We start from the raw sequence: 20588 nt of genomic DNA, 5'->3' as shown, positions 1-20588 counted from the left end.
CAGGGAGGAACGATTGCAGGGCATTGGCGCTCGGCCGTCGTTCGGACACACGCGCGGGCGTGGCGGAAACGGTAGACGCGCCGGCCTTAGGAGCCGGTGACCTCGAGTCGTGCGGGTTCGAGTCCCGCCGCCCGCATGCCCCGTCGGCCCCGCCGGCGGGGCGTTCGCGCGGCTCAGAAGAAGCGGCTGGCGACCGCGACCTCGATCCACGCGGAGAGGATCACGACCGGGATCGCGATCACCGCGCAGACGATGGTGGCGGCCAGCAGGTCCTGCGAGCGCTCGCGCTTCTCCAGCCACATCACCGCCGCCAGCGGCAGGAAGACCGCGGTCAGCTCGGGCGCGGCGTGGGGCAGCAGCCGGACCAGGATCAGCGCGGGGGAGGTGTGCGAGTCGGCGGCGACGTCGGCCAGCGTGTGGCCGAGCGTGACCGCCTGCTGGAGCAGCGAGAACGCCGTCAGCCCGGCGACGATCAGCAGCGCCGGCTTGGCCGCGTGGTGGTGGACGGCTCGCTGCAGGCCGCGCAGCTCGCCGGCCTGGAGCGGCAGCGAGCGGCGGACCAGGTAGGTGGCGACGCAGACCATCAGGTGCAGCGCCAGCACCGTCCCGTTGCGCCCGAGGACGAAGAGGAAGTCGCCGGTCCGCGCGCTCGGGTCGGCGGCGATCAGCTGCCCGGCCAGCGACGGGTCGGGCGAGGCGATCGCCGCCACGACCAGCGTGCAGACCAGCAGCGTGGCCGCGATCAGCGCGCTGAGGCCGATCCAGGGCACGATCTCGCCGGGGTGGCGCAGCCACTCCCTGAGCGCCCGACGGCTCTCCCGCAGCGCAGCGTTGCGTGCGACGACCCGGGCCGCGGCCACCTCGTCGCGCGACGCCATGGAGCCGATGGTAGGGGAGCGGCGGGGCCGCCGCTCGCGACTGGACGCTCGGTCAGCGGGCGGCGACCAGCCGCCGGAAGGTCGCGAACGCCGGCTTCGGACGCAGGCGGCTGTCGAGCAGGCCGTAGCCGTCCTCCATCCGCCCGCTGCCGGTGCCGGCGTCGTAGAGGTCGAAGTAGCGGAAGTCGCGGACCCCGTAGCGGCGGCGGGCGTCGCGGGCGGCGGCGACCGAGGCCCGCAGCACCCGCTCCTGGGCGCTGCGCGGACGCCCGGGGCCGGTCGGATAGCCGTTCTCGCTGATCTGGATCGGCGTCCGCGGGTCGATCCCCGACGCCGAGGCCATCGTGCGCAGCTGGGCGACGGCCTCGAAGACCTGGCGGTAGGCGTCGGCGCGGCTCGGCGGGCGGGCCGGCGGCGGCCAGGTGCCGGGGTAGACGTCGATCCCGACGAAGTCGATCGGCCGCGGGAGGGCCGCCACCACCTGCCAGAAGCTCGGGTCGTTGGTCCCGTGCGAGGCGTGGGCGACGTTGAATCCGATCCGCAGCCGCGGCCGGCCGATCGCCGCCCGCGCCGCTTGGGCGGCGGCGAGCCCGCTGGCCAGCGCCTCGCGGACGCCGGGGTAGGCGCCGTCGGCGGCGCCGGGAGCGCCGAGCACGTCGGGCTCGTTGGTCACCTGGACGCCGACCAGCCGCCGGTCGCGACCGTGGGCCTCGATCACCCGCCGGACCGCGTCGGCGAACCCGGCCGGGCCGGCGCCGAGGACGGAGGGCCGGTAGCGGACGACCACCTCGACCTGGCAGCCGGTGGCGCGGGCGTCGGCCAGGGTCCGGCGCAGGTCGCGCGTGGCCACCCGCATCCGTGGCGAGCCGCTGTAGGAGACGTAGGCCCGGAGGACGAACGAGCGCCGCGACCCCCGCAGTCGCCGGATCGCGCTGCGGACGCGGTGACGGGTGACGGCGGGCGCGTGATGGGTCTCGACCGTGCCGCCGACCGATCCGCCGGGATAGAGCCCGAACCGCAGCGGCGGGACCGCGGCCGGAGCGCCGGTCGGTGCGCTGGCGACCAGCAGCGCGAGCGCGCACGCCAGCGGCGGCACGGCCGGCAGCCGGCCCGGAACCCGAGGGGCGCGGCGGGGAGAGCGGTCGCGGACCGACACGACGCCCGCCATCATCGCGGGTGGTGGGCGGTGGGGGAAGCGCGGCGGGGTCCCCGGAACGACGAAACGGCACCCGGAGGGGGCACCTGGTCGGGCACGCCGGCCCGGAGAGGCGAGCCCTCAACGACCCGTCGCGCCTGCCGAGGGCGGGCGCTCCTCCTCGTCGGCGCCGTTGCCGCGACCGGCCGCCATCCCTACTCGCCCGAACGGCGGAACGTCAACTCGCCGAGGGCCATGTCGATCGCCGAGTCCCGATTCGGCTCGCGGCGAGCGCGAAGGCCGAGCCAGCCAACCCGAGCGCCCCTCGGTCCCTTCAGCAGAGGCGGGCTACGGCGCCGATCTAGCGAGACTTGTGGCCGGTGCGGCCCTGCCTCCGTGCCCACCGGATCACGACAACGAAGATCACGACGAAGGTCGCAAAGCCCGCGACGGACCCGAGCGCAAACCCGAGCGACGGGCCGATGTGGAAGTTGGAGCTAGCGATGACGAGCATCAGTCGTGAGCGTACGTGTTCCAGCCACCGTGGATCTCGTAGTGGACGTTCGGGGAGATCGTCTGCTGAGCGCCAGCGCAGCCCCACGGCGCGATGCCGGCCAGCGTGCCCTTGCTGACGTACTTCTGCCGGGTCGGGTAGATCAGCCACTCCTTGAAGTTGTTCTCGTCCTTCCAGCAGTAGCCGAATCCGGACCACTTGTCGCTGTCGACGTCCGCGGACGTCAGGCGCGTGTCGTCCCAGCACCATTCGTTGACCTTGGCCTTGCGCCACCCCAGGTCGACGCCGGCGATGCCGATCGTCGTCTTGGCCGACTCCGTCCCGTGGCAGCGAACCGGACCCGACCGCAGGAAGGCGCGGGCAGCGGTCGACGGAGCAACCGGATCGCTGGTCGTGGTCGTCGACACGGTCGCCTGCCGCAGCACGGCGTTGGCGAGCCGGTAGTCGCTGCGCGAGCGCTGGACCAGTGCCTTGACGGCCGTCCGGCCCTTGGCTACAGCGGTGCTGACCGTCGCGTCGAGCTGCGCGTCGGTCAGGCTCGACGCGGCAGAGGCACCGATCGGCGCAGCGGTCGCGAGCGCCGCGACGACGGCCACCACGCCGGTGACACGAGCGAACATATGGGACTCCTGGATTGGAACTACCCGGTACGGAACGCTCCGCGAACTCCAGCGGCAACCGCCGGGACACGCTCGCCCGCGAAGTGGCGCCAACTTAAGCGGCGCCAGAGTGATCAGCCGACCGTGGACGGATGTCGGACTGGTCGCTACGGAGCAGCGGCGGATCGCTTGGGTAGGTGGGGCGGGCTAGGAGCGGCGGGCGCCTGGTACGACGAGCGCCCCGTCCACTTGGCTGGAGCGCTCTCGGCGGGCGAGGCCCTCGACCTGGGCCTGCCACGCCGCCTCGGTGAGCTGGCCGTTCGCGTCGAGGGCGCAGATCCCTAGGCGGCTCACGCGGCGTCCTCCAGCATTTCGACGAGGTCCGTCTGGCCCGGAAGCGGGGAGGGGCTTTCGGCGGTCGGGCTCGGCGGCCCACCAGCGGATCCGTGCGTCGGCGATCGCCACGTACGAGGGCTCGCGCTCGTTCCCGAGGAATCGCATGACCTCCAGCACCGCGGCACACCCAGCAGTGCCAGAGCCGGTGAACGCGTCCAGCACCAGCCCGCCCGGTGGATCGGTCACCACGGCGTCGACCGACGCGTCGTCCGGTCGCGCAGCCGATCGGCGCAGTTACCGTCGACCAACGTCCACGACCGCTCTGCCTCTGGTCGGCGTTCCGGACGGCTCACGGCGCCACCAACTTCGGCGCGCTCGGCTCGGTCGAGCAGGCGGGGGATGCCGGCGCCGGCCAGCATCGTCTCGGCGTCGACGCGCCAGTCGTGGCGGGCCTCGTCGTCGAGCTCGTCCCAATCGCGGGTGTGGTCGTTCTGCTCCCAGAGCGCCCGGGCGCCGTCCTCGACGAGGTCTTCGAGCTGGACGGTCCGCGGCGGCTGGGCGAGGGCGTCGACGCGGTCACGCAGCTCCGCCCAGCCGACGACCGCGAGGAGGCGGTGGGCGTTCTCGACAGCGTACGGGTGGAGCGCGCGCCGGGAGGTCTCGTCGCCACCGAGGAGGTAGCGTGCGAGGCGATCGACGGCTTCGTCGAGCGTCGCCGGAGGACCCGCGGAGTGCGAATGGGGGTGCGAGTCGTGTCGCGCCCCCAGCGGTTCCGAGCGGTCCCCAGCGGAGTTTGCGGGGCCGGCGGGGCCGGGGGGATTCGCCAGTGTGGGACGGGGATTGTCCGTCCCACACTGGGAATCCGAGAGGCGGGGGATCGAGGAATCGAACCTCGCGTTGCGGTTTTGGAGACCGCCGTGTTACCGATACACTAATCCCCCGAGGGCGACGGATTGTAGCCCGACGGCCGGCGTTCCCGTCGGCCCGTCCGCTCCGCCGCCATGTGGGTCAGCGCGGCAGCTCGCAGACCTGGCTGTCGTCCGAGCCGCGGACGGTGATCACCAGCTTCGTCGCCGCACCCAGCTGGTCGTCGTAGGCGCCCTTGCGCGCGGCGTCGCACCACAGCTCGGAGAGCGCGCCGTCGTCGGCGGTCGCGCGGGCGGTGTCGCCGTCGACGGTGATCTTCGGCTGGACGCCGCCGGCCGGGGCGGGCCTGCTGCCGGTCGTCGTGCCCTCCCCGCTCGGCGGGGGCGTGCCGCCGCTGGGGTCGGTCGCGGTCGGGTCGGTGACGGTGGTCGGCGGCTGGGTGCTGGTGGTGGCCGTCGGCGTCGTGGTGGCGGTGGTCGAGGCCGAGGTCGTCGCGGCGCTGCGACCGCCGGCGTCGCCACCGCCGGCGTCGTCGGAGCCGCAGCCGCCGGCGGCGAGCCCGGCGACGACCAGCAGGAGCGCGAGCGGAGGGGAGGTGCGCATCCCTGGGTCCTACCGCGTCCGGCCGCCGGGCGCGACGGCTGGGCGCGCTCGCCCGTCCGCCGACCCGCTCCGGAACCCACGGCTCACCGGCCCGAACCGCGGTCTACGATCGCCGGGTGACGGGCGCTCCGCCGACCCCCGACCGTCCCGATCGCGGGGACGTCCGCGCCCGCCGCCGGACCGCGCTGCTGAGCGTCGGCGCGGCGATCGTGCTGGTCGTCCTGAAGCTGACCACCGGCCTGATCACCGGCTCGCTCGGCCTGCTGGCCGAGGCGGCGCACTCGGGCGCCGACCTGGTCGCCGCGCTGCTGACGCTGTTCGCGGTCTCGGTCGCGGTCAAGCCGGCCGACGAGCAGCACCAGTTCGGTCACGGCAAGGCCGAGCACCTGGCCGCGCTGGCCGAGTCGGCGTTCCTGATCGCCGTCTCCGGCTGGCTGGCGACGACCGCGATCGGGCGGCTCGCCGATCCCGGCAACCACGAGATCGACGCCACCTGGTGGGCGATCGCGGTGATCCTGCTGGTGATCGCGATCGACGTCACCCGGATGGTCGCCTCGCACCGGGCGTCGAAGCGGTTCAACTCGCCCGCGCTGGCCGCCAACGCGCTCCACTTCGCCGGCGACCTCTCGGGCTCGATCGCCGTCCTGCTGGGGATGGTCGGCGTCGCCCTCGGCTGGCCCGAGGCCGACGCGGTCGCCGCGCTGCTGGTGGCGGTGCTGGTGATCGCGGCCGCGCTGCGGCTGCTGCGCGGGTCGATCGACGTGCTGATGGACCGCGCCGACCAGCGGGCCCACCAGGCCGTCCGCGAGGCGGTCGGGGCGATGGTCCGCCCGACCGACGTCCGCCGGCTGCGGACCCGCCACGCCGCCGGCCGCCACTTCGTCGACGTGGTGATCGCCGTCCGCGCCGACGCCGGGCTGGAGCTGGCCCACGCCCGCGCCGACGAGGTCGAGGCGGCGATCGAGCGAGCGCTGCCCGACGCCGACGTCGTCGTCCACGTCGAGCCGGTCGCGCGCGAGGGCGGGGTGCGCGAGACGGCCACCGCCGCCGCGCTGCGGGTGCCACGGGTCCACGAGGTCCACAACGTCGACGTGCTCTCGCTGCCCGGCGGCGGCGAGGAGGTGACCCTGCACGTGAAGGTGGCGCCGGAGCTGTCGCTGCGCGAGGGCCACGACATCGCCGAGCGGGTCGAGGGCCAGATCCGCGACGCCGCGCCGACGGTGGCGCGGGTGACCACCCACATCGAGCCGCTGCGACCGCAGACCGTCGCCCGCGCGGTGGTCGACGAGGACGGCGAGTTCGAGCGCTCGGCCGTCGACGCCGCCGTCCGCGGCGCCACCGGCCGCGCCGCCAGCGAGATCGAGATGCGCGACACCGAGCGCGGGCGGGTGGTGCTGGTGACGATCCTGCTGCCGGCCGCCTGCACGGTCGGCGACGCCCACCGCGAGGCCGGTCGGATCGAGGAGACGGTCCGCGAGCGCTGCCCGTGGGTGGCCGACGTCCTCGTCCACACCGAGCCCGACCCCGACCCCGAAGCGGCCGCGCCGGCGCGAGCGCGGTCGCCCCCGAGCGCCGCGGCTGGGTCGTCGCGGCGCTGATGATGACGCTGGCCCTGGCGGCGCTCGAGGGCACGATCGTCGCGACCGCGGTGCCGCAGATCGTCGGCGACCTGGGCGGCTTCTCGCTCTTCGGCTGGGTCTTCTCCGCCTACCTGCTGACGCAGACCGTCACGATCCCGATCTACGGCAAGCTGGCCGACGTCCACGGCCGCAAGCCGGTGCTGCTGGCCGGGATCGCGGTCTTCCTGGTCGGCTCGGCGCTCTGCGCGAGCGCCTGGTGCATGGCCGGGCTGATCGCGTTCCGGGCGATCCAGGGCGTCGGCGCGGGGGCGATCCACGCGACCGTCCAGACGGTGGCGGGGGACCTGTATCCGCTGGCCGAACGGGGCCGGATCCAGGCCCGGCTGGCCAGCGTCTGGGGCGTCTCGGCAGTGATCGGCCCGCTGGTCGGCGGGCTCTTCGCCAGCGGCCTCTCGTGGCGCTGGATCTTCCTCCTCAACCTCCCGGTCGGCGCGGTCGCCGCGGCGCTGCTGTGGCGGCACCTGCGGGAGCGGGTCGAGCGGGTCCGGCGGCCGCTCGACGTCGCGGGCACGGTGCTGCTGCTGACGGCGTCGGGGGCGCTGATCCTGGGCCTGCTGCAGGGCGGGGTGGCGTGGGCCTGGAGCTCGCCGCAGAGCATCGGCGTCTTCGCGGTCGCGCTGCTGGCCGCGGCGGCGACGGTGGTGGTCGAGCGTCGGGCGGTGGCTCCGGTGATGCCGCCGTGGGTGTGGTCGCGCGAGCGCTTCGGGGCGAACCTGGGAATGGCCTGCCTGGGCCTGCTGGTGATCGGTCCGACGACCTTCCTGCCGCTGTTCGGGCAGACGGTGATGGGTCTGGGGTCGGTGGCGGCCGGGTTCCTGCTGGCGGTGATGATCGTCAGCTGGCCGCTGGCGGCGTCGTACGCGAACCGCGCCTACCTGCGGATCGGCTTCCGCGACAGCGCCCTCTGCGGCGCGGCGATCGCGACGCTGGCGACGGTCTCGTTCGTGCTGCTGCCCGAGCGGCCGTCGGCGGCGGCGGTGATCGCCGTCAGCCTGGTGCTGGGGGTCGGCTGCGGCCTGCTGTCGGTGCCGCTGATCGTCGGCGTCCAGTCGACGGTCGGCTGGGAGGGCCGCGGGGTGGTGACGAGCACGGCGATGTTCTCGCGCTTCATGGGCCAGACGATCGGGGCCGGCATCTTCGGCGCGATCGCCAACGGCACGCTCCACCGGCGGCTGGTCGACGCGCCGCCCGAGCTGCGCGGCCAGCTGCCCGACGACCTCGACGGGATCAGCCGCTCGCTGGAGGGCGGGGCCCGGATCGTGCCCGACGCGGCGGCCTACCTGGGGCGGGCGATGAGCGCGGCCGTCTCGCACGTCTACGTCGGTCTGGCGGTCGCGGCGGCGACGGCGCTGGTGCTGCTGTGGACGCTGATGCCGCGGCGGCTGACGGTGGTCGGCGACCGGCCGGGCGGGCCGGTGACGACCGCGGACTGACGGGTCGCCGGTCAGGCGCCGACGGTCCGCGCGCCGACGACGGTGCCGTCGGGGCCGGGGCGGAGGTCGCGCAGGCCGACGCCCTGGGCGCCGAGGGCGAGCAGCGCGGCCCAGGTGGCGGGGACGGCGAGCGGGGCCCAGTCGGGGCCGCTCCAGCGTCCCTGGACGATCCGGTCGCGGGCGGCGCCGCCGGCGATCCAGGCGTCCTCCAGCCGGTCGTGGTCGCCGGAGCGCAGGGCGGCGGCGGCCTGCTGGAGGCGGCGGGCGGTGGCCTCGAGGGCGTCGGCGGTGGCGGTGGCGTTGGCGTGCAGGACCTCGACCCAGAGGCCGACGGGGGCGCCGGCGACGCGGGTGATGTCGCGCAGGGCGCCGCCCGAGAGCGCGGCGGCCAGGCTGCCGCCGGTCGGCAGGTCGGCGGCGACCGCGGCGACGGCACCGGCGACCAGGTGCGGGGCGTGGCTGGTGGCGGCGACGGCGCGGTCGTGCTGCTCGGCGGTGCAGGCGATAAGGCGGGCGCCGAGGGCGTCGAGGACGGGGGCGGCGGTCAGCAGCGCGTCGAGCGGGCTGGCGTCGCCGTCGGGGTCGGCGGCGGGCGGGCAGATCGCCCAGGGCGCGCCGTGCAGCAGGTCGGCGCGGGCGGCGGCGAAGCCGCCCTGCTCGGCACCGGCGAGCGGGTGGGCGGGCAGGAAGCGCTCGGCGTCGGTGCCGGCGCGCCAGCGGACCTCGTCGACGACGGGGCCCTTGACCGAGGCGGCGTCGAGGACGATCAGGTCGGGGGCGGCGGCGAGGGCGGCGCTGACCACGGGGGCGGTGGCGTGCGGGGGGACGCAGACCAGCAGCACGTCGACGGCGCGGGCGGTGGCCTCGGGCGAGCCGTCGACGGGGATGCCCTGGTCGGCGCACCACTGGCGGGGCTCGGGCCAGACGTCGCAGCCGCGGACCTCGAGGCCGGCGCGGGCCAGGCCGAGCAGGGCCGAGCCGCCGATCAGGCCCAGGCCGCAGACCCCGACGCGGGGGGTCGGCGCCGGCGCGGGCGCGGAGCCGGGGCTGCTCACCGGGCGGTCCGTTCGACCATCGCCTGCAGGCGGGCGGCGATCGCGTCGTCGTCGTGGCGGCGGGCGGAGGACTGGCGGTCGCGGTCCTGGGGGTAGGAGCCGAGGAAGCGGACGTCGGCGAGCGAGCGGAGCAGGCCGGTGGTGGCGTCGCGCAGACGCTGCTCGCGCAGGTGGCCCTCGGCCTCGACGAAGAAGACGTACTCGCCGAGCAGTTCCTTGGTCGGCCGGGACTTGATCGAGGTCAGGTTGATGTCGCGGATCGCGAACTCCTGCAGCAGCGAGACGAGGCTGCCGGAGCGCAGGTGGTCGGGGTAGAGGACGAAGGCCGAGAGGTCGCGCCCGGTGGGGGCGGGGGACTGGCGGCCCAGGCGCAGGAAGCGGGTCGAGGCCTCGGCGTCGTGCAGCCGTTCCTCGACCAGGACGAGGCCGTGGCGGGCCCCGGCCTCGGGTCCGGCGAGGGCGCCCCAGCCGGGCTCGGTCGAGGCGGCGACCTCGCGGCAGGCGACCCCGTTGGAGCTTGCGACCTTGGTCTGGAGGCCGCGCTCGCGGATGAAGCGCGAGCACTGGGCGAGGCCGAAGGCATGGGCGGTGACGGCCTGCAGCGGCGTCTCGTCGTCGGGTCGCCGCCAGAGCCCGAAAACCACGGGCAGCACCCGCTCGCCGGTGATCAGGATCTCGCCGTTGGTGGCCAGCAGCAGGTCGAGGTTGGCCGAGACGGGACCCTCGAGGCTGTTCTCGAACGCGATCACCGCACTGTCGACCCGCCCCTCGGTGAGGGCGGAGACGACCTCCTCCGCGTGGTCGAGCGGCCGCAGCGTCTCGCCCTCGCGGGCCAGGTCGAGCGCGGCCCGGTGGGTGAAGGTGCCCTCGGGGCCGAGGAAGGCGAGGTCGGGCATACGGGGCGAGCGTATCCGTTGCGATGCCGATGGCATCGTAAGGCGGCCGCCGGGCGCCGGGCCCCGCAAATGGCGACGGACTCCTACACTCTCCGCACCACGCGCGGGCGAAGTGTTGTGGTTGCACAGGAGCCTTCCAAGCTCTTAGGGCGGGTTCGATTCCCGTCGCCCGCTCCTCTCGGCGCGCCGCCGATGTCACAGGCCAGGCGCGACCGGCGTTTCCTGGACGTGACGGTGCGCACCACCTGGTCGGACGCACGCCTGCTCGCCGACCGTGCCCAGGCCGAGGAGTCGTTCGCCGTCTTCTACCGCCGGCACGTCACGGTGGTCCTGGCCTTCTACGCTCGCCGCGGGGTCGAACCAGCGTTGGCCGGCGACCTGACGGCCGAGACGTTCGCCGCCGCGCTGCTGGCGCGACGGCGCTACCAGGCCCGCCACGAGAACGCCCGTCCGTGGCTGCTGACGATCGCGGCCAACAAGCTGACCGACCACGCACGTCGGCGGCGCCGCGACGACGCCGCGCGACGACGGTTGGGGATCGAGCAGGTCGCGTTGACCGAGCGCGACCGGGCCGACTACGAGCTCCTGGTCGATCTGGAGGACGCCGACCTGACGGCGGCGCTCGACGCGCTGCCCGCCGCCCAGCGCCAGGCGGTGCGAGCGCGGGTGGTCGACGACGAGAGCTACGCCGAGATCGCCGACCGCCTGGGCTCCGACGAGGCGGCGGTGCGGCAGAACGTCAGCCGCGGTCTGGCTCGCTTGCGGGCCCGTCTGGAGAGGACGCGATGAACGACCAGCCGATGCCGGACTTCGTGGAGGGGCTGGAGCGCGAGCTGCGTGCGGCGGCCCGCCGGCGGCCGGCCTCCGGACAGGCGCCGGGGGATCGACGGCGACTGCTGGCGGCGGTCGCCGCGGCAATGGTGGCGGCCAGCGCGGCCGCCGTCGTGGTCCTGCCCTCCTCGGATCGGGGCGGGAGCGTGGCGCGGGCGGCGCCGATCTTCCAGCGTCCGCGGGTCGACGCCGCGCAGCTGCGTCGCGACCTGCCGGACGTCGCCCCGTCGGTCCGGCGCTACGACCTGGTGCGGATGGTCGAGGTTCCCGGCGGTCGCGCGTACCTGGTGCCGAAGGGCCAGGGGTGGTGCCTGTACGGCCCGGATCCGGCGACCGACCGTCCCCAGGAGGAGTACGGCGGCACCTGCACGACCGGCCACGCGTTCAGCGTGCAGGGGATCACGATGCTCCTCGGCACCGGGCCCCTCGGGTACGCGTTGGTGGCGGTCCCCGACGCTGAGGTGGACACGCCGACGATCACCTCGGCCGACGGCGAGACGCGCATCCTGCCGGTGCGGAACGGCGTCGCCCTGGCCGTCGGCATCGAGGAGGGCGACACGATCACCGCCTACGGCACCGACGGCGTCGCGCATGATCTGGACGCGCCGACGGGACGGTCGGGGGTGGGGCCGGGCACCAGGCACGACTGCGGCGACGGCAGGGCCAGCAACTTCTGGGGCATCTGCTGACGCTCCTCTCCAACGACGAAGGCCGCGACCCGGAAGTCGCGGCCTTCGCCGTCTGGGAGGGCGACCGGGCGGTGGAGGAACCCGGTCGCCGGTGGCGCGGGGCGATGGGTGCCCCGCGCCGGGTGTCGGCCGCCGTCAGCAAGCGGCGGCGCGACGGTTGGGGAGGGAGGGGAGGCTTGCCGTCCCGCGCGGTCCGCGGCTCCGGTCGGGAGCGCGGTCCTCGCGGGACGGCGGTCTTGGCGGTTCGATGTCGTCCATGATCAGTCGTTCTGGGTCGAGAGGACGAGGAAGAGCAGCTGGCTGATCGCGGCCAGGGCGCCGACCACGTAGGTCGAGGCGGCGGCGGTCAGGACCTTGCGGGTGCCGACGGCCTCGCCGCCGGCGGTGAGGCCCAGGCGCTGCATCTGGACGCCGGCCCGTCGCGAGGCGTCGAACTCGACCGGCAGGGTGACGACGTGGAAGAGGACGGCGATGGCGTAGAGGCCGATCGCCAGCCAGACCAGGCCGACCGCCTGCAGGAAGAAGCCCGCGAGCAGCAGGACGATCCAGAAGTTGGAGGCGAAGGCGACGGCGGGGAACATCGCGGTGCGGAACGCCAGCGGGGCGTAGGCCTGCTGGTGCTGCAGCGCGTGGCCGACCTCGTGGGCGGCGACCGCGGCGGCCGTGACGGAGCGCTGCCCGTAGACGGGCTCCGACAGCGCGACGGTCTTCGTGCGCGGGTCGTAGTGGTCGGTCAGGGCGCCGCCGGTGGGCACGACCTGGACGTCGTGCACGCCGTTGGCGGCGAGGATCCGCTCGGCGACCTCGGCCCCGGTCAGGTGGGTCGAGAGCGGCTGCTGGGAGAAGCGCTCGACCGTCCGGCGCAGCCAGCCCTGAGCGGCGAGGCCCAGGATCAGCGGGGGGACGGCGAACAGCGCGTAGAGGAGGAGGTTGTTCATCTGGTGCTCCGAACTCGTCGGTTCGGTGCAATCCATGGAACCACCGCTCCCTGAGCGCGAGACCGAGGTTTCCTGTGCCTTCCGTAAGCGTTGGGACGCTGAACCTAAAGCCCGTGCGGCGCCCGTCACACAGCGCCCCGCAGGCACCCCGCGCCGCCGGCCCCGCTCCGCTACCCTTCGCGCAGCGCCGGGGAGTGGCGCAGTCTGGTAGCGCACCCGGCTGGGGGCCGGGCGGTCGCAGGTTCAAATCCTGTCTCCCCGATCGAGGAAAGGTCTGCTCACGCAGGCCTTTTCTGCGTTCAGGGGTGGCCTCGCCTCGGCGGGGCTAAGCGGCGGGGACGAGGCGCACGTCCACGCCGAGCGCGCGCGTGAGCGTTCCGAGCGTCGCGGTCGTCGGGTTGGCCTGGCCCCGCTCGATGCGGCTGATCTCGGCCTGGTCGAGGCCGGTCATCTCAGCGAGCTGCTTCTGCGTCAGATGCAGCGCTCGCCGCTGTGCGGCGAGTTGGCGAGCCAGCGAGAAATGCAGGCGGAAGGCTTCCAGCTCAGCGACGGCCTCGGGGCCGTCGGCGCGGGCCTCGGCCTCCAGCTCCGCCACGAACTCGTCGAACGTCGCCATGGCGAGAGTATGGCTTTTGCCCCATATTCCGTCAAGGGTGGCGACGACGGAAGTCGATGAGGCGACTGCGTGCCTCGGCGATCTCCCGTTGCTGCCGTCGGGTGCTCGGGTCGGCGCCCTTGTCGTATCCGCCGAGCAGCAGGATCAGGCGATCACCGTAGGCGTGGCAGAACACCCGCAGCAGGACCCGCTCGCCGTGTGGCTCGGCCCGCGCCGGCTTGCCGACCGACCGCAGGATCTCGCCGGCGTCGTGGCACAGTCGGAACTCGAACAGGCCACCGCCCAGCTGCTTGCCGTAGCTGCCGCGGCACACGCCCACGCCTTCGATCTCCAGGATCTCGCGCAGGGCCACGCCGATCGCTCGGCGTTGAGTCGGTGTCAGCTCGTCTCGCAGCCAGCGGAGCACCGGCTGATCTCCGGTCGCGTCGGCGTAGAACTCGAGCCGGAAGCGCGCCACCCCGGCACCGTACGACGTGCCACGGACGACACCGGAAACGATGATGGTTCCTGTTCCCCGGTGCCTGCGCGCCGGGCCCGAGCGCTGGCCGCTCAGGCGGACGCGGCGGCTTCGGCCACCTCCCGCACCTTCCCCCCGAACCGCAGCGCCCCATCCACGACCTCGCCCTCGCGCAGCCGCGCGTAGTCGGCGGCGTAGCTCATCTCCACCGTCCACGGGCCGTGCGAGCCGCGGCGGGGGAAGGCGGGGATGCCGCGCTGGATGTAGCCGGCCTGGAACTCGAACAGCGGCAGGCGCTCGATGGCCGGGTCGTCGAGGGTCGGCGTGACGACGTCGTGGCCCTGCGCGCGCATGTGGCCGATCAGGCGGCAGAGGTGCTCGCAGACGAGGTCGACCTTGAGCGTCCAGGAGATGTTCGTGTAGCCGAGGGCGAAGGCGAAGTTCGGCACGCCGCTGAGCATCATGCTCTTGAAGACCACGGTGTCGCTGACGGCCACGGGCTCGCCGTCGACGTGCAGGTCGATGCCGCCGAAGGGCAGCATGTTCAGGCCCGTCGCGGTGACCACGATGTCGGCCGGCAGCTCGCGTCCCGACTCCAGCTGGAGCCCGCCCTCGGTCACCTCGGCGATCCGGTCGGTGGCGACCGACGCCTTCCCGGCCTTGATCGCGCGGAACAGATCGCCGTCCGGCACGGCGCACAGGCGCTCGTCCCAGGGGTCGTACTTGGGCTTGAAGTGGACGTCGACTGGGCACGCATCCGGCAGCTGGCGCTTGGCCTGAGCCCGGATCAGCCGCCGCACGCCCCGCGGCCAACGGCGCGACGCGTTGTAGACGCCCTGCCAGAGCGCGATGTTCATCCGCCGCGTCAGCCGGTACGCCGTCCGGTCCGGCAGCACCCGCCGCAGGCCGTTGGCGATCGGGTTCCGGCGCGGGACGCTCACGACGTAGCCCGGCGACCGCTGGAGCATCGTCACGTGCGCCGCCTCGTCGGCCATCGCCGGGACCAGCGTCACCGCCGTCGCCCCGCTGCCGATCACGACCACCCGCTTGCCGCGGTAGTCCAGGTCCTCGGGCCACTGCTGGGGGTGGATGATCTGGCCGGCGAAGCGCTCCTCGCCCTCGAACCGGGGCCGGAACCCGCCCGCGTAGTCGTAGTAGCCGGTCGCCGAGAAGAGGAACCGACTCGTCAGCTCCAGCTGCTCGTCGCCGCGCTGCACCTGCACCGTCCAGCGGGCCTCGGCCGACGACCAGTCGGCGCGCAGCACCCGGTGGCCCAGGCGGATCCGGCGCTCGATCCCGTGCTCGATGGTCGCCTCGCGCAGGTAGTCGAGGATCTCGTGGGCCTCGGCGATCGCGTTCGGGCTCGTCCACGGCTTGAACTCGTAGCCGAAGGTGTGGAGATCGGAGTCGGAACGGATCCCCGGGTACCGGAACAGATCCCAGGTGCCGCCGATCGCGTCGCGGCCCTCCAGGATCGCGAACGAGGTGCCCGGCAGGTGGGTCGTCAGGTGACAGGCCATGCCGATCCCCGAGATCCCCGCCCCGACGATCAGCACCTCGACGTCGACGTCGCTGCTCATCCGCTCCCGCTCCCCGTTGACCATGGGGCGACGCTACCCGGACGCCACGGCGCGACGCCATGGACGCTCGCCCAGACTTGCGCATCTCCAGTAGGCAGGGGCACACTGCGATCCGTGTCGACTTTCGCCCTGATGGCCGAGATCGCCGACCGGATCGAGGCCGACCTCGACGACGTGATCGGCGAGATGGATCGCGACATGCGCGACATCGTCGCGGCCTACGGCGCCGACGCCGCCTTCGCCGCCGAGGCCAGCGCCAGCAACCGGGCCAACATCCGCCGCTACCTGACCGTCGCCCGCCGCGCCAGCGACCCGCCGCCGCCCGACGTCCCGCCCGAGGCCTACGACTTCGCCCGCACCGTCGTCCGCCGCGGGATCGAGACCGACGTCGTCTACCACGGCTACCGCAAGGGCCAGCAGACCTTCTGGCGCCGTTGGATGCGGGTGGCGGAGGACCTGTCGCGGAACGGCGACGAACTGGCGGAGGTCCTCAACGTCTCGCTCGACCTGCTCTTCGCCTACGTCGACGCCGCGCTCGGCCAGGTCGTCGCCGAGGTCGACCGCGAGCGGGAGCGGGTCCGCGGCGGCGCCCTCGGCCGGCGGGCCGAGACGATCCGGCTGCTGCTGGACGGCGCCCCGCTCGATCCCGGTCCGGCCAGCCGCCACCTGGACCACGACCTGCGCCGCCACCACACCGCGCTGGTGCTCTGGGCCGACGCCGCCGAGGCCCGCCACGGGGCGCTCGAGCGCAGCGCGCTGGCCGTCTCGCGCGCGGCCGGCACCCGCGCGCCGCTGACCCTGGCCGCCAGCCACACCGCGCTCTGGGCGTGGCTGGCGAGCGACGGGCCGGTGCTCGACCTCGACGCCGCCGACGGGCTGCCGGGGATCGAGCCGCACGTGCGGGTCGCGGTCGGGCCGACGCTGGCCGGGCCGGCTGGCTTCCGTCGCAGCCACGAGGCGGCGATCGGCCTCCAGCGGCTGCTCGCCCGCGATCCCGACGGCCCGCCGATCGCCACCTACGCCGAGCTGGAGATCACCTCGCTCGTGGCCCAGGACGAGCAGCGCGCGGCCGAGTTCGTCGCGAGCACCCTCGGCGGGCTGGCCGCCGACGGCCCGGCGAACGCCCGCCTGCGCGAGACGCTGCGGATCTTCCTGGAGGAGGCGGAGAACGCGCCGCGGACGGCCGCCCGCCTGCACACCCACCGCAACACCATCCTCCAGCGGGTGGCGCGCGCCAACGAGCTGCTCGGCCACCCGCCGCGCGAACGCCGCCTGGCCGTCGCCCTGGCGCTGGAGCTGCGCCGGCGGCTGGGGGCGGTGGGGTAGTCGTGCGCGCGGCCGGCGTTGAGCCGACGCCGACGCACCGCTAGCCTCGAACCCATGTGCCGGAACATCAGGACGCTCTACAACTTCGAGCCGCCGGCGACCGAGGACGAGGTGCGGGCGGCGGCGATCCAGTACGTGCGCAAGATCAGCGGCTTCACCAAGCCGTCGCAGGCGAACGCCGAGGTCTTCGAGCGGGCGATCGACGAGGTGGCCGCGGTCTCGCAGCGGCTGCTCGACGGGCTCGTCACCTCGGCGCCGCCGAAGGACCGCGAGGTCGAGGCGGAGAAGGCCCGCGAGCGCTCGCGGCACCGCTTCTCCGCCGCCGCCGTCTCGGGCGACTGAGGCGGGCCTCACGGCAGCAGCGGCTCCAGCACCCCGGTCGAGGCCACGGCGACGAGCGCCCCGCACGCCGCCGCCTGCCGCCACCGCCGCGGCCCGCTGGGCGCGCTGGCCAGCGCCAGCGCGACGCCGGCCGCCAGGCCGATCAGCGGCCACGGCGGCCCTCCCCGCACGGCCTCCGCACCGTCGGCGATCAGGACGCCGGTGGGAAGCAGCGCGGCGGCGGCGCGCCAACGCGGCTGCCGGTGCCAGACCCCGCCCGCCAGCCCGAACAGCGCACCGCCGACGAGCCCCAGCAGCAGCCAGCGGCCCGGCGGCCCCGCGACAGCGGCCGGGTCGAGCCGCGGCTGGAGCACGACGATCCACAGGTAGTAGCCGCCGTTGGCCGCGGTCAGGACGAGCGCGCCAGCGGCCGCCGGACGGACGCCGCCGGCGACGGGCGAGCAGGCCCCGGCCACGAACGCGGCCAGCATCCAGGCGCCGTCGCTGCTGATCCCCGCCGTGAACCCCGGCACGATCTCCTCGACCCGGCTGAGCACGCCGAGCAGCAGGCCCGCGATCCCGAACGCCCAGGTTCCCCGTCCACGCATCGACCCGATCGTGGGCCGTCGGCGGTCGGGCGCGGGTGCGGATCGTGTGCGGTTCTTGCGCAGGTCGACGTAAGTCGGACGCCGTTCGCCCGTTGGAGGAGGGCGGAGGGGTCACCGCGACCGGACCCGCCGCCGCCGGGATGGGGCGGCGGCGGGTGCGGCCACCGGCCCCGCCCCGGACGAACCGACGAGGACGACGACGATGCGCGAACTGGTGATGACGATCGGGCTGGCCCTGCTGGTGGTGCCGTTGACGCTCGCGATCGCCCGCATCCGCCTCCGCGACGAGGTCGCCGGGGCCTGCGCCCTGCCGATGGTGTGGACCCTCGGTTGGCTGGCCGTGGCCGGGATCGCCGTCGCCCTGGCCTGCGGACCGTTCGCGCTCGACGGCACGGGCCTGCGCCTGCCGACCCTCGCCGCCGGCTTCGGCGCCGGCCTGATCGGCGGCCTCAGCGCGCTCGCGCTGGTGATCGTCGGGCGCCTCGACGAGCACGCCTGACCACGGCCGCGCGACGGCGGCGGGGACGGCTCAGGCCACCGGGTTTCGCGGCGCCGGCGGCAGGTCCGGCGCCGCCCGCGGCGGCGGCAGGAACGGATTGCCCGTCGGCGGCGTCGTCGGCGGGGTCCGCGGCGGCTGCGGACGCGAGGGCGTCGTGGTCGTCGTCGGCGGCGGATCGGGCGTCGGCGTCGTCGGCGGCTGCTCGACCACCACCGGCGGATCCGGGGTCGGGGTCGGCGTCGGCGTGGGGGTGGGCGTCGGCGTGGGCGCCGGCTGCGACGTCGGCGGCTTCGGCCGCACCGTCGGCCCGCCCGACGATCCGCCGTGCAGCCCGCCCGCGCTCGGCCTCCGCCGCGACGGCGTCGACGCGGTCGGGCGCGTCCCCAGCGACCGGTTCGGCGTTGCGGCGACCGGCAGCGACACGGGCGCCGTCGGCGGACGCCCCACCGGTCCGGCGAAGGCCAGCGGGCCGCCACCGCTCGGGCGGTCGTGCCGCGTCCGCCGCGGTGCGTCGCCGGGCGCGTCCGGCTCGCCGGCTGCCGGCGGTCCCTGCTCGGCCGGGGCCGCCTGGTCGGCGAAGGTCAGCGCCCGGTCGGGCACCCAGAGGCCGTCGCCGACCGACAGCGGCAGGGCCAGCGCCAGCAGCGCGCCGGCCACGAGCGTCTTGCCCGTCAGCAGCAGCCCGCGGTGGGCCAGGCCGCCGGCCGCCGCCGTGCTCGGCGCGCCGACGCTACCCGCCATCGCGGCCAGTCCGGAGCCGCCCGCGGCGCCCGAACCCAGGCCCGAGACCGGCCGTTCGATCGCGGCCCAGTCGGCGCCGACCGCCGCGGCCGCCTTGGCCCGCGTCTCGTGCCAGAGCCAGACCATCGGGACCACCGGCGCCCAGGCGCGGTACGAGACGCCGGCCTCCTCCATCGCGCCCTGAGCCGTGCGGCAGCCGCCGCAGCCGGCCAGGTGCTGGTCGAGCCAGGCCGTGTCGGCGGGGTCGCGCAGCTCGCGATCCTGGCGGCTGGCGATCAGCGGCAGCGCGCGCTCGCAGTCCGGCCCGGCGGCGGCGACCGAGACCAAGGCCCCCTGGCGCAGCTCCTCCCGCAGCTTGATCCGGGCCCGCGAGATCAGCTGGGCGACCGAGTTGCGGTTCATCGCCATGATCTCGGCGATCTCGTCGTAGCTCAGCTCGTCCAGCTCGCGCAGGGCCAGGACCTCGCGCTGGCGCTCGGGCAGCCGCGCGTTGGCGGCCTGGATCGCGCTCCGCTGGGCGTCCAGCAGCGCGGTCCGCTCCGGGTCCTCGTCGAGCCGGGCGACGTCGTCGCCGACCACCGGCTTGGCGCCGTGCTCGGGGACCGCGTCGACCGGGTCCGCGCGCTTGCGGCGGCTGATCACGTCGTAGCTCGCGTGACGGGCCGACGTGTAGAGGTAGGCGCCGAAGTCCAGCTCGCGATCCTCCAGCTTCGGCAGCCGCTGGAGGACCTTGACGAAGGCGTCCTGGGTGGCGTCGGCGGCGTCCTCGGGCCGGCCCACGATCCGCAGGCAGAAGTTGTAGATCCGGCGCTCGTAGGCGTCGTAGAGCTGCGCGAACGCGTGACCGTCGCCCGCCGCGGCGGCGCGTGCCAATCGCGCCTCGCGGGCTGGAGGCACCCCGATGATGCCGACCCCGGACATCGCGGAGATGGTAGCTGTGCGGCGCGCATCTGTCGTGACCTGCGTCACCGCTGCAACGCGTCAGCGGTCACGGAATTACGCCACAGGCCGCGCCGGCCCGGCTCGATCAGCCGGTGGTGGAGTCGCTCAGGTGCTTGCCGACCGGCCCGACGTAGACGCCGCGCGGCAGCCCGGCCAGGTCCGGCTCGTCGCCCTTGACCAGCGCCAGGTAGATCCGGCAGGTGCGACGCATGCCGCGGCCGGTGGCGACGCGCACGTGCGGCCCGGCCCAGAGCGGCCGCCCGGCGTGGGAGAAGGCGTACTCGCGGGCGTTCTGGGCGCGGGCGGTGACGCTGACGTCGTCGGCCCACTCCAGCTGCTGCTCGCGGGCGACGTCGCGGATCGGGCGCCCGATCCCGCCGGCGACGTCCCAGGCCGCGGCGACCCGGTCGAGCGCCACCAGGTCGCGCAGCAGCTTGCGCGGCTCGTCGTAGGGGGCGGTGCGAGCGGTCTCGAAGGCGCGGTCGCTGTAGACCAGGTGCTCGGCGTGGGCGGCGGCCAGCTCGACCGCCTCGAGCACGCTGCGGACCTCGGGCAGGTCGTCGATCCGCAGCGGCGCGGCGTCCTCGGGATCGACCAGGTCGACGTCGGGCGCGCCGGCCTCGACCGCCTGTCGCCGCAGCCGCCGGGCGCTGGCCAGCAGCCGCGCGCGCTCGGCCTCGCTCGCCTCGACCCGGTCGGTCAGCTCCTCCAGCGCCTGGCCGCGAGCCTCGAGCTGGGCCTCCAGGTCGGCCACCCGCGCCTCGAGCCCGGCCGCGGCGGCCGCCGCCCGGTCGGGAGCGGCACCGCCGTCCTCGGTCGGGGAGGGGGCCCGCAGCCGGTCGCGCTCGGCGGCGACCTGGGCCAGCCGCGCGGTCGTCCGCTCCAGCTCGCCGGCCAGCCGCTGGCGCTCGCCCTGCTCGGTGGTCGCCTTCTGCCGCTGGCGCGCCTCGCGCTGCTGGGCGCGCTCGATCGCCTCGCGGCCGCGCTCGGCGTCGCGAGCGCGACGGTCGGCGGTGGCGGCGGCCCGCCGCTGGGCATCGGCGGCGTCGGCGCGGGCGGCCCGCAGCAGCCGGCCGGCGGCGGC

The 20588-nt window shown here is 75.0% G+C and carries 21 protein-coding genes, 4 tRNA genes and 1 pseudogene; 10 read left to right on the top strand and 16 right to left on the bottom strand.

What is annotated here, in order from left to right; translation table 11 throughout:
* Positions 1-53 precede the first annotated feature (53 nt).
* Positions 54-136 (top strand) — tRNA-Leu (locus SH587_RS05565).
* A 37-nt stretch (positions 137-173) separates the two neighbouring features.
* Here the strand turns inward: SH587_RS05565 and SH587_RS05560 are convergent.
* From SH587_RS05560 to SH587_RS05530, 7 genes are all read right to left on the bottom strand, one after another.
* Positions 174-878 (bottom strand): stage II sporulation protein M, encoded by a 705-nt coding sequence (locus SH587_RS05560; RefSeq protein ID WP_320669586.1) that lies wholly within the window; start codon positions 876-878, stop codon positions 174-176.
* Positions 879-930: 52 nt separating this feature from the next.
* A complete protein-coding gene (locus tag SH587_RS05555; RefSeq protein ID WP_320669585.1) occupies positions 931-1974 on the bottom strand; it encodes a hypothetical protein in 1044 nt (347 codons plus the stop codon).
* A gap of 400 nt (positions 1975-2374) precedes the next feature.
* Positions 2375-2527: a hypothetical protein gene (locus tag SH587_RS05550; RefSeq protein WP_320669584.1), complete on the bottom strand. Its 153-nt coding sequence runs from the start codon at positions 2525-2527 to the stop codon at positions 2375-2377.
* On the bottom strand, positions 2527-3147 hold the full coding sequence (locus SH587_RS05545; RefSeq protein WP_320669583.1) for a hypothetical protein: 621 nt from the start codon (positions 3145-3147) through the stop codon (positions 2527-2529). Before SH587_RS05545 ends, SH587_RS05550 begins: the two co-directional genes overlap by 1 nt.
* Before the next feature lie 186 nt (positions 3148-3333).
* Complete coding sequence (locus SH587_RS05540) at positions 3334-3480, bottom strand: hypothetical protein (protein WP_320669582.1); 147 nt, start codon at positions 3478-3480, stop codon at positions 3334-3336.
* A gap of 852 nt (positions 3481-4332) precedes the next feature.
* Positions 4333-4403, bottom strand: a tRNA-Trp gene (locus SH587_RS05535).
* A gap of 67 nt (positions 4404-4470) precedes the next feature.
* Positions 4471-4932 (bottom strand): hypothetical protein, encoded by a 462-nt coding sequence (locus tag SH587_RS05530; protein ID WP_320669581.1) that lies wholly within the window; start codon positions 4930-4932, stop codon positions 4471-4473.
* 116 nt (positions 4933-5048) lie between these two features.
* On the opposite strand from SH587_RS05530, the gene SH587_RS05525 reads away from it, so the two are divergent.
* Both SH587_RS05525 and SH587_RS05520 read left to right on the top strand, forming a co-directional pair.
* A complete protein-coding gene (locus SH587_RS05525) occupies positions 5049-6530 on the top strand; it encodes a cation-efflux pump (protein ID WP_320669580.1) in 1482 nt (493 codons plus the stop codon).
* Positions 6531-6532: 2 nt separating this feature from the next.
* Positions 6533-8005, top strand: a complete 1473-nt coding sequence (locus SH587_RS05520; protein ID WP_320669579.1) for an MFS transporter — start codon at positions 6533-6535, stop codon at positions 8003-8005.
* Between the two features lie 11 nt (positions 8006-8016).
* On the opposite strand, the gene SH587_RS05515 is transcribed toward SH587_RS05520, so the two are convergent.
* Both SH587_RS05515 and SH587_RS05510 read right to left on the bottom strand, forming a co-directional pair.
* Positions 8017-9060, bottom strand: a complete 1044-nt coding sequence (locus SH587_RS05515; RefSeq protein WP_320669578.1) for a prephenate dehydrogenase — start codon at positions 9058-9060, stop codon at positions 8017-8019.
* A complete protein-coding gene (locus tag SH587_RS05510) occupies positions 9057-9956 on the bottom strand; it encodes a prephenate dehydratase (protein WP_320669577.1) in 900 nt (299 codons plus the stop codon). The genes SH587_RS05515 and SH587_RS05510 overlap by 4 nt, the downstream gene beginning before the upstream one ends.
* A 103-nt stretch (positions 9957-10059) precedes the next feature.
* Between SH587_RS05510 and SH587_RS05505 the strand changes: the two genes are divergently transcribed.
* From SH587_RS05505 to SH587_RS05495, 3 genes are all read left to right on the top strand, one after another.
* A tRNA-Gly gene (locus tag SH587_RS05505) sits at positions 10060-10130 on the top strand.
* A gap of 54 nt (positions 10131-10184) precedes the next feature.
* The gene (locus SH587_RS05500) at positions 10185-10745 is read left to right on the top strand and encodes an RNA polymerase sigma factor (RefSeq protein WP_320669576.1); all 561 of its coding nucleotides are present in this window, start codon (positions 10185-10187) and stop codon (positions 10743-10745) included.
* Entirely contained in the window at positions 10742-11476 is a 735-nt protein-coding gene (locus SH587_RS05495) for a hypothetical protein (protein WP_320669575.1), read from the top strand. The genes SH587_RS05500 and SH587_RS05495 overlap by 4 nt, the downstream gene beginning before the upstream one ends.
* A gap of 260 nt (positions 11477-11736) precedes the next feature.
* Here the strand turns inward: SH587_RS05495 and SH587_RS05490 are convergent, their stop codons facing one another.
* Positions 11737-12414: a zinc metallopeptidase gene (locus tag SH587_RS05490; RefSeq protein WP_320669574.1), complete on the bottom strand. Its 678-nt coding sequence runs from the start codon at positions 12412-12414 to the stop codon at positions 11737-11739.
* 188 nt (positions 12415-12602) lie between these two features.
* Between SH587_RS05490 and SH587_RS05485 the strand changes: the two genes are divergently transcribed.
* Positions 12603-12676 (top strand) — tRNA-Pro (locus SH587_RS05485).
* Positions 12677-12739: 63 nt separating this feature from the next.
* Here SH587_RS05485 and SH587_RS05480 read toward each other — a convergent pair.
* The 3 genes from SH587_RS05480 to SH587_RS05470 form a co-directional block, all read right to left on the bottom strand.
* Positions 12740-13030, bottom strand: coding sequence for a helix-turn-helix domain-containing protein (locus SH587_RS05480; protein WP_320669573.1), 291 nt, complete (start codon positions 13028-13030; stop codon positions 12740-12742).
* A 31-nt stretch (positions 13031-13061) separates the two neighbouring features.
* Positions 13062-13487: a hypothetical protein gene (locus SH587_RS05475; protein ID WP_320669572.1), complete on the bottom strand. Its 426-nt coding sequence runs from the start codon at positions 13485-13487 to the stop codon at positions 13062-13064.
* A gap of 92 nt (positions 13488-13579) precedes the next feature.
* Positions 13580-15067: a flavin-containing monooxygenase gene (locus tag SH587_RS05470; RefSeq protein ID WP_320669571.1), complete on the bottom strand. Its 1488-nt coding sequence runs from the start codon at positions 15065-15067 to the stop codon at positions 13580-13582.
* Positions 15068-15181: 114 nt separating this feature from the next.
* On the opposite strand from SH587_RS05470, the gene SH587_RS05465 reads away from it, so the two are divergent.
* Together SH587_RS05465 and SH587_RS05460 are read left to right on the top strand one after the other, a co-directional pair.
* Complete coding sequence (locus tag SH587_RS05465; protein ID WP_320669570.1) at positions 15182-16393, top strand: PucR family transcriptional regulator; 1212 nt, start codon at positions 15182-15184, stop codon at positions 16391-16393.
* A gap of 54 nt (positions 16394-16447) precedes the next feature.
* A complete protein-coding gene (locus SH587_RS05460; protein ID WP_320669569.1) occupies positions 16448-16735 on the top strand; it encodes a DUF2277 domain-containing protein in 288 nt (95 codons plus the stop codon).
* Positions 16736-16743: 8 nt separating this feature from the next.
* Here SH587_RS05460 and SH587_RS05455 read toward each other — a convergent pair whose 3' ends face one another.
* The gene (locus SH587_RS05455; RefSeq protein WP_320669568.1) at positions 16744-17322 is read right to left on the bottom strand and encodes a DUF6518 family protein; all 579 of its coding nucleotides are present in this window, start codon (positions 17320-17322) and stop codon (positions 16744-16746) included.
* A 202-nt stretch (positions 17323-17524) separates the two neighbouring features.
* On the opposite strand from SH587_RS05455, the gene SH587_RS05450 reads away from it, so the two are divergent.
* Complete coding sequence (locus SH587_RS05450; protein ID WP_320669567.1) at positions 17525-17821, top strand: hypothetical protein; 297 nt, start codon at positions 17525-17527, stop codon at positions 17819-17821.
* Between the two features lie 30 nt (positions 17822-17851).
* On the opposite strand, the gene SH587_RS05445 is transcribed toward SH587_RS05450, so the two are convergent.
* Together SH587_RS05445 and SH587_RS05440 are read right to left on the bottom strand one after the other, a co-directional pair.
* Positions 17852-19483, bottom strand: coding sequence for a sigma-70 family RNA polymerase sigma factor (locus tag SH587_RS05445; protein ID WP_320669566.1), 1632 nt, complete (start codon positions 19481-19483; stop codon positions 17852-17854).
* Positions 19484-19589: 106 nt separating this feature from the next.
* Positions 19590-20588: pseudogene (locus SH587_RS05440) on the bottom strand (hypothetical protein); the annotation flags it as partial.

It is taken from the genome of Patulibacter defluvii, assembly GCF_034096925.1.
Classification (GTDB): domain Bacteria; phylum Actinomycetota; class Thermoleophilia; order Solirubrobacterales; family Solirubrobacteraceae; genus Patulibacter; species Patulibacter defluvii.
This window is presented reverse-complemented; position numbering and strand designations above follow the sequence as displayed.

Coding starts and splice junctions, on each gene's coding strand:
- SH587_RS05560 (WP_320669586.1), bottom strand. CDS start 878: ATGGCGTCGCGCGACGAGGTGGCCGCGGCCCGGGTCGTCGCACGCAAC.
- SH587_RS05550 (WP_320669584.1), bottom strand. CDS start 2,527: ATGCTCGTCATCGCTAGCTCCAACTTCCACATCGGCCCGTCGCTCGGG.
- SH587_RS05545 (WP_320669583.1), bottom strand. CDS start 3,147: ATGTTCGCTCGTGTCACCGGCGTGGTGGCCGTCGTCGCGGCGCTCGCG.
- SH587_RS05530 (WP_320669581.1), bottom strand. CDS start 4,932: ATGCGCACCTCCCCTCCGCTCGCGCTCCTGCTGGTCGTCGCCGGGCTC.
- SH587_RS05520 (WP_320669579.1), top strand. CDS start 6,533: ATGACGCTGGCCCTGGCGGCGCTCGAGGGCACGATCGTCGCGACCGCG.
- SH587_RS05510 (WP_320669577.1), bottom strand. CDS start 9,956: ATGCCCGACCTCGCCTTCCTCGGCCCCGAGGGCACCTTCACCCACCGG.
- SH587_RS05495 (WP_320669575.1), top strand. CDS start 10,742: ATGAACGACCAGCCGATGCCGGACTTCGTGGAGGGGCTGGAGCGCGAG.
- SH587_RS05490 (WP_320669574.1), bottom strand. CDS start 12,414: ATGAACAACCTCCTCCTCTACGCGCTGTTCGCCGTCCCCCCGCTGATC.
- SH587_RS05480 (WP_320669573.1), bottom strand. CDS start 13,030: ATGGCGACGTTCGACGAGTTCGTGGCGGAGCTGGAGGCCGAGGCCCGC.
- SH587_RS05470 (WP_320669571.1), bottom strand. CDS start 15,067: ATGAGCAGCGACGTCGACGTCGAGGTGCTGATCGTCGGGGCGGGGATC.
- SH587_RS05460 (WP_320669569.1), top strand. CDS start 16,448: ATGTGCCGGAACATCAGGACGCTCTACAACTTCGAGCCGCCGGCGACC.
- SH587_RS05455 (WP_320669568.1), bottom strand. CDS start 17,322: ATGCGTGGACGGGGAACCTGGGCGTTCGGGATCGCGGGCCTGCTGCTC.
- SH587_RS05450 (WP_320669567.1), top strand. CDS start 17,525: ATGCGCGAACTGGTGATGACGATCGGGCTGGCCCTGCTGGTGGTGCCG.
- SH587_RS05445 (WP_320669566.1), bottom strand. CDS start 19,483: ATGTCCGGGGTCGGCATCATCGGGGTGCCTCCAGCCCGCGAGGCGCGA.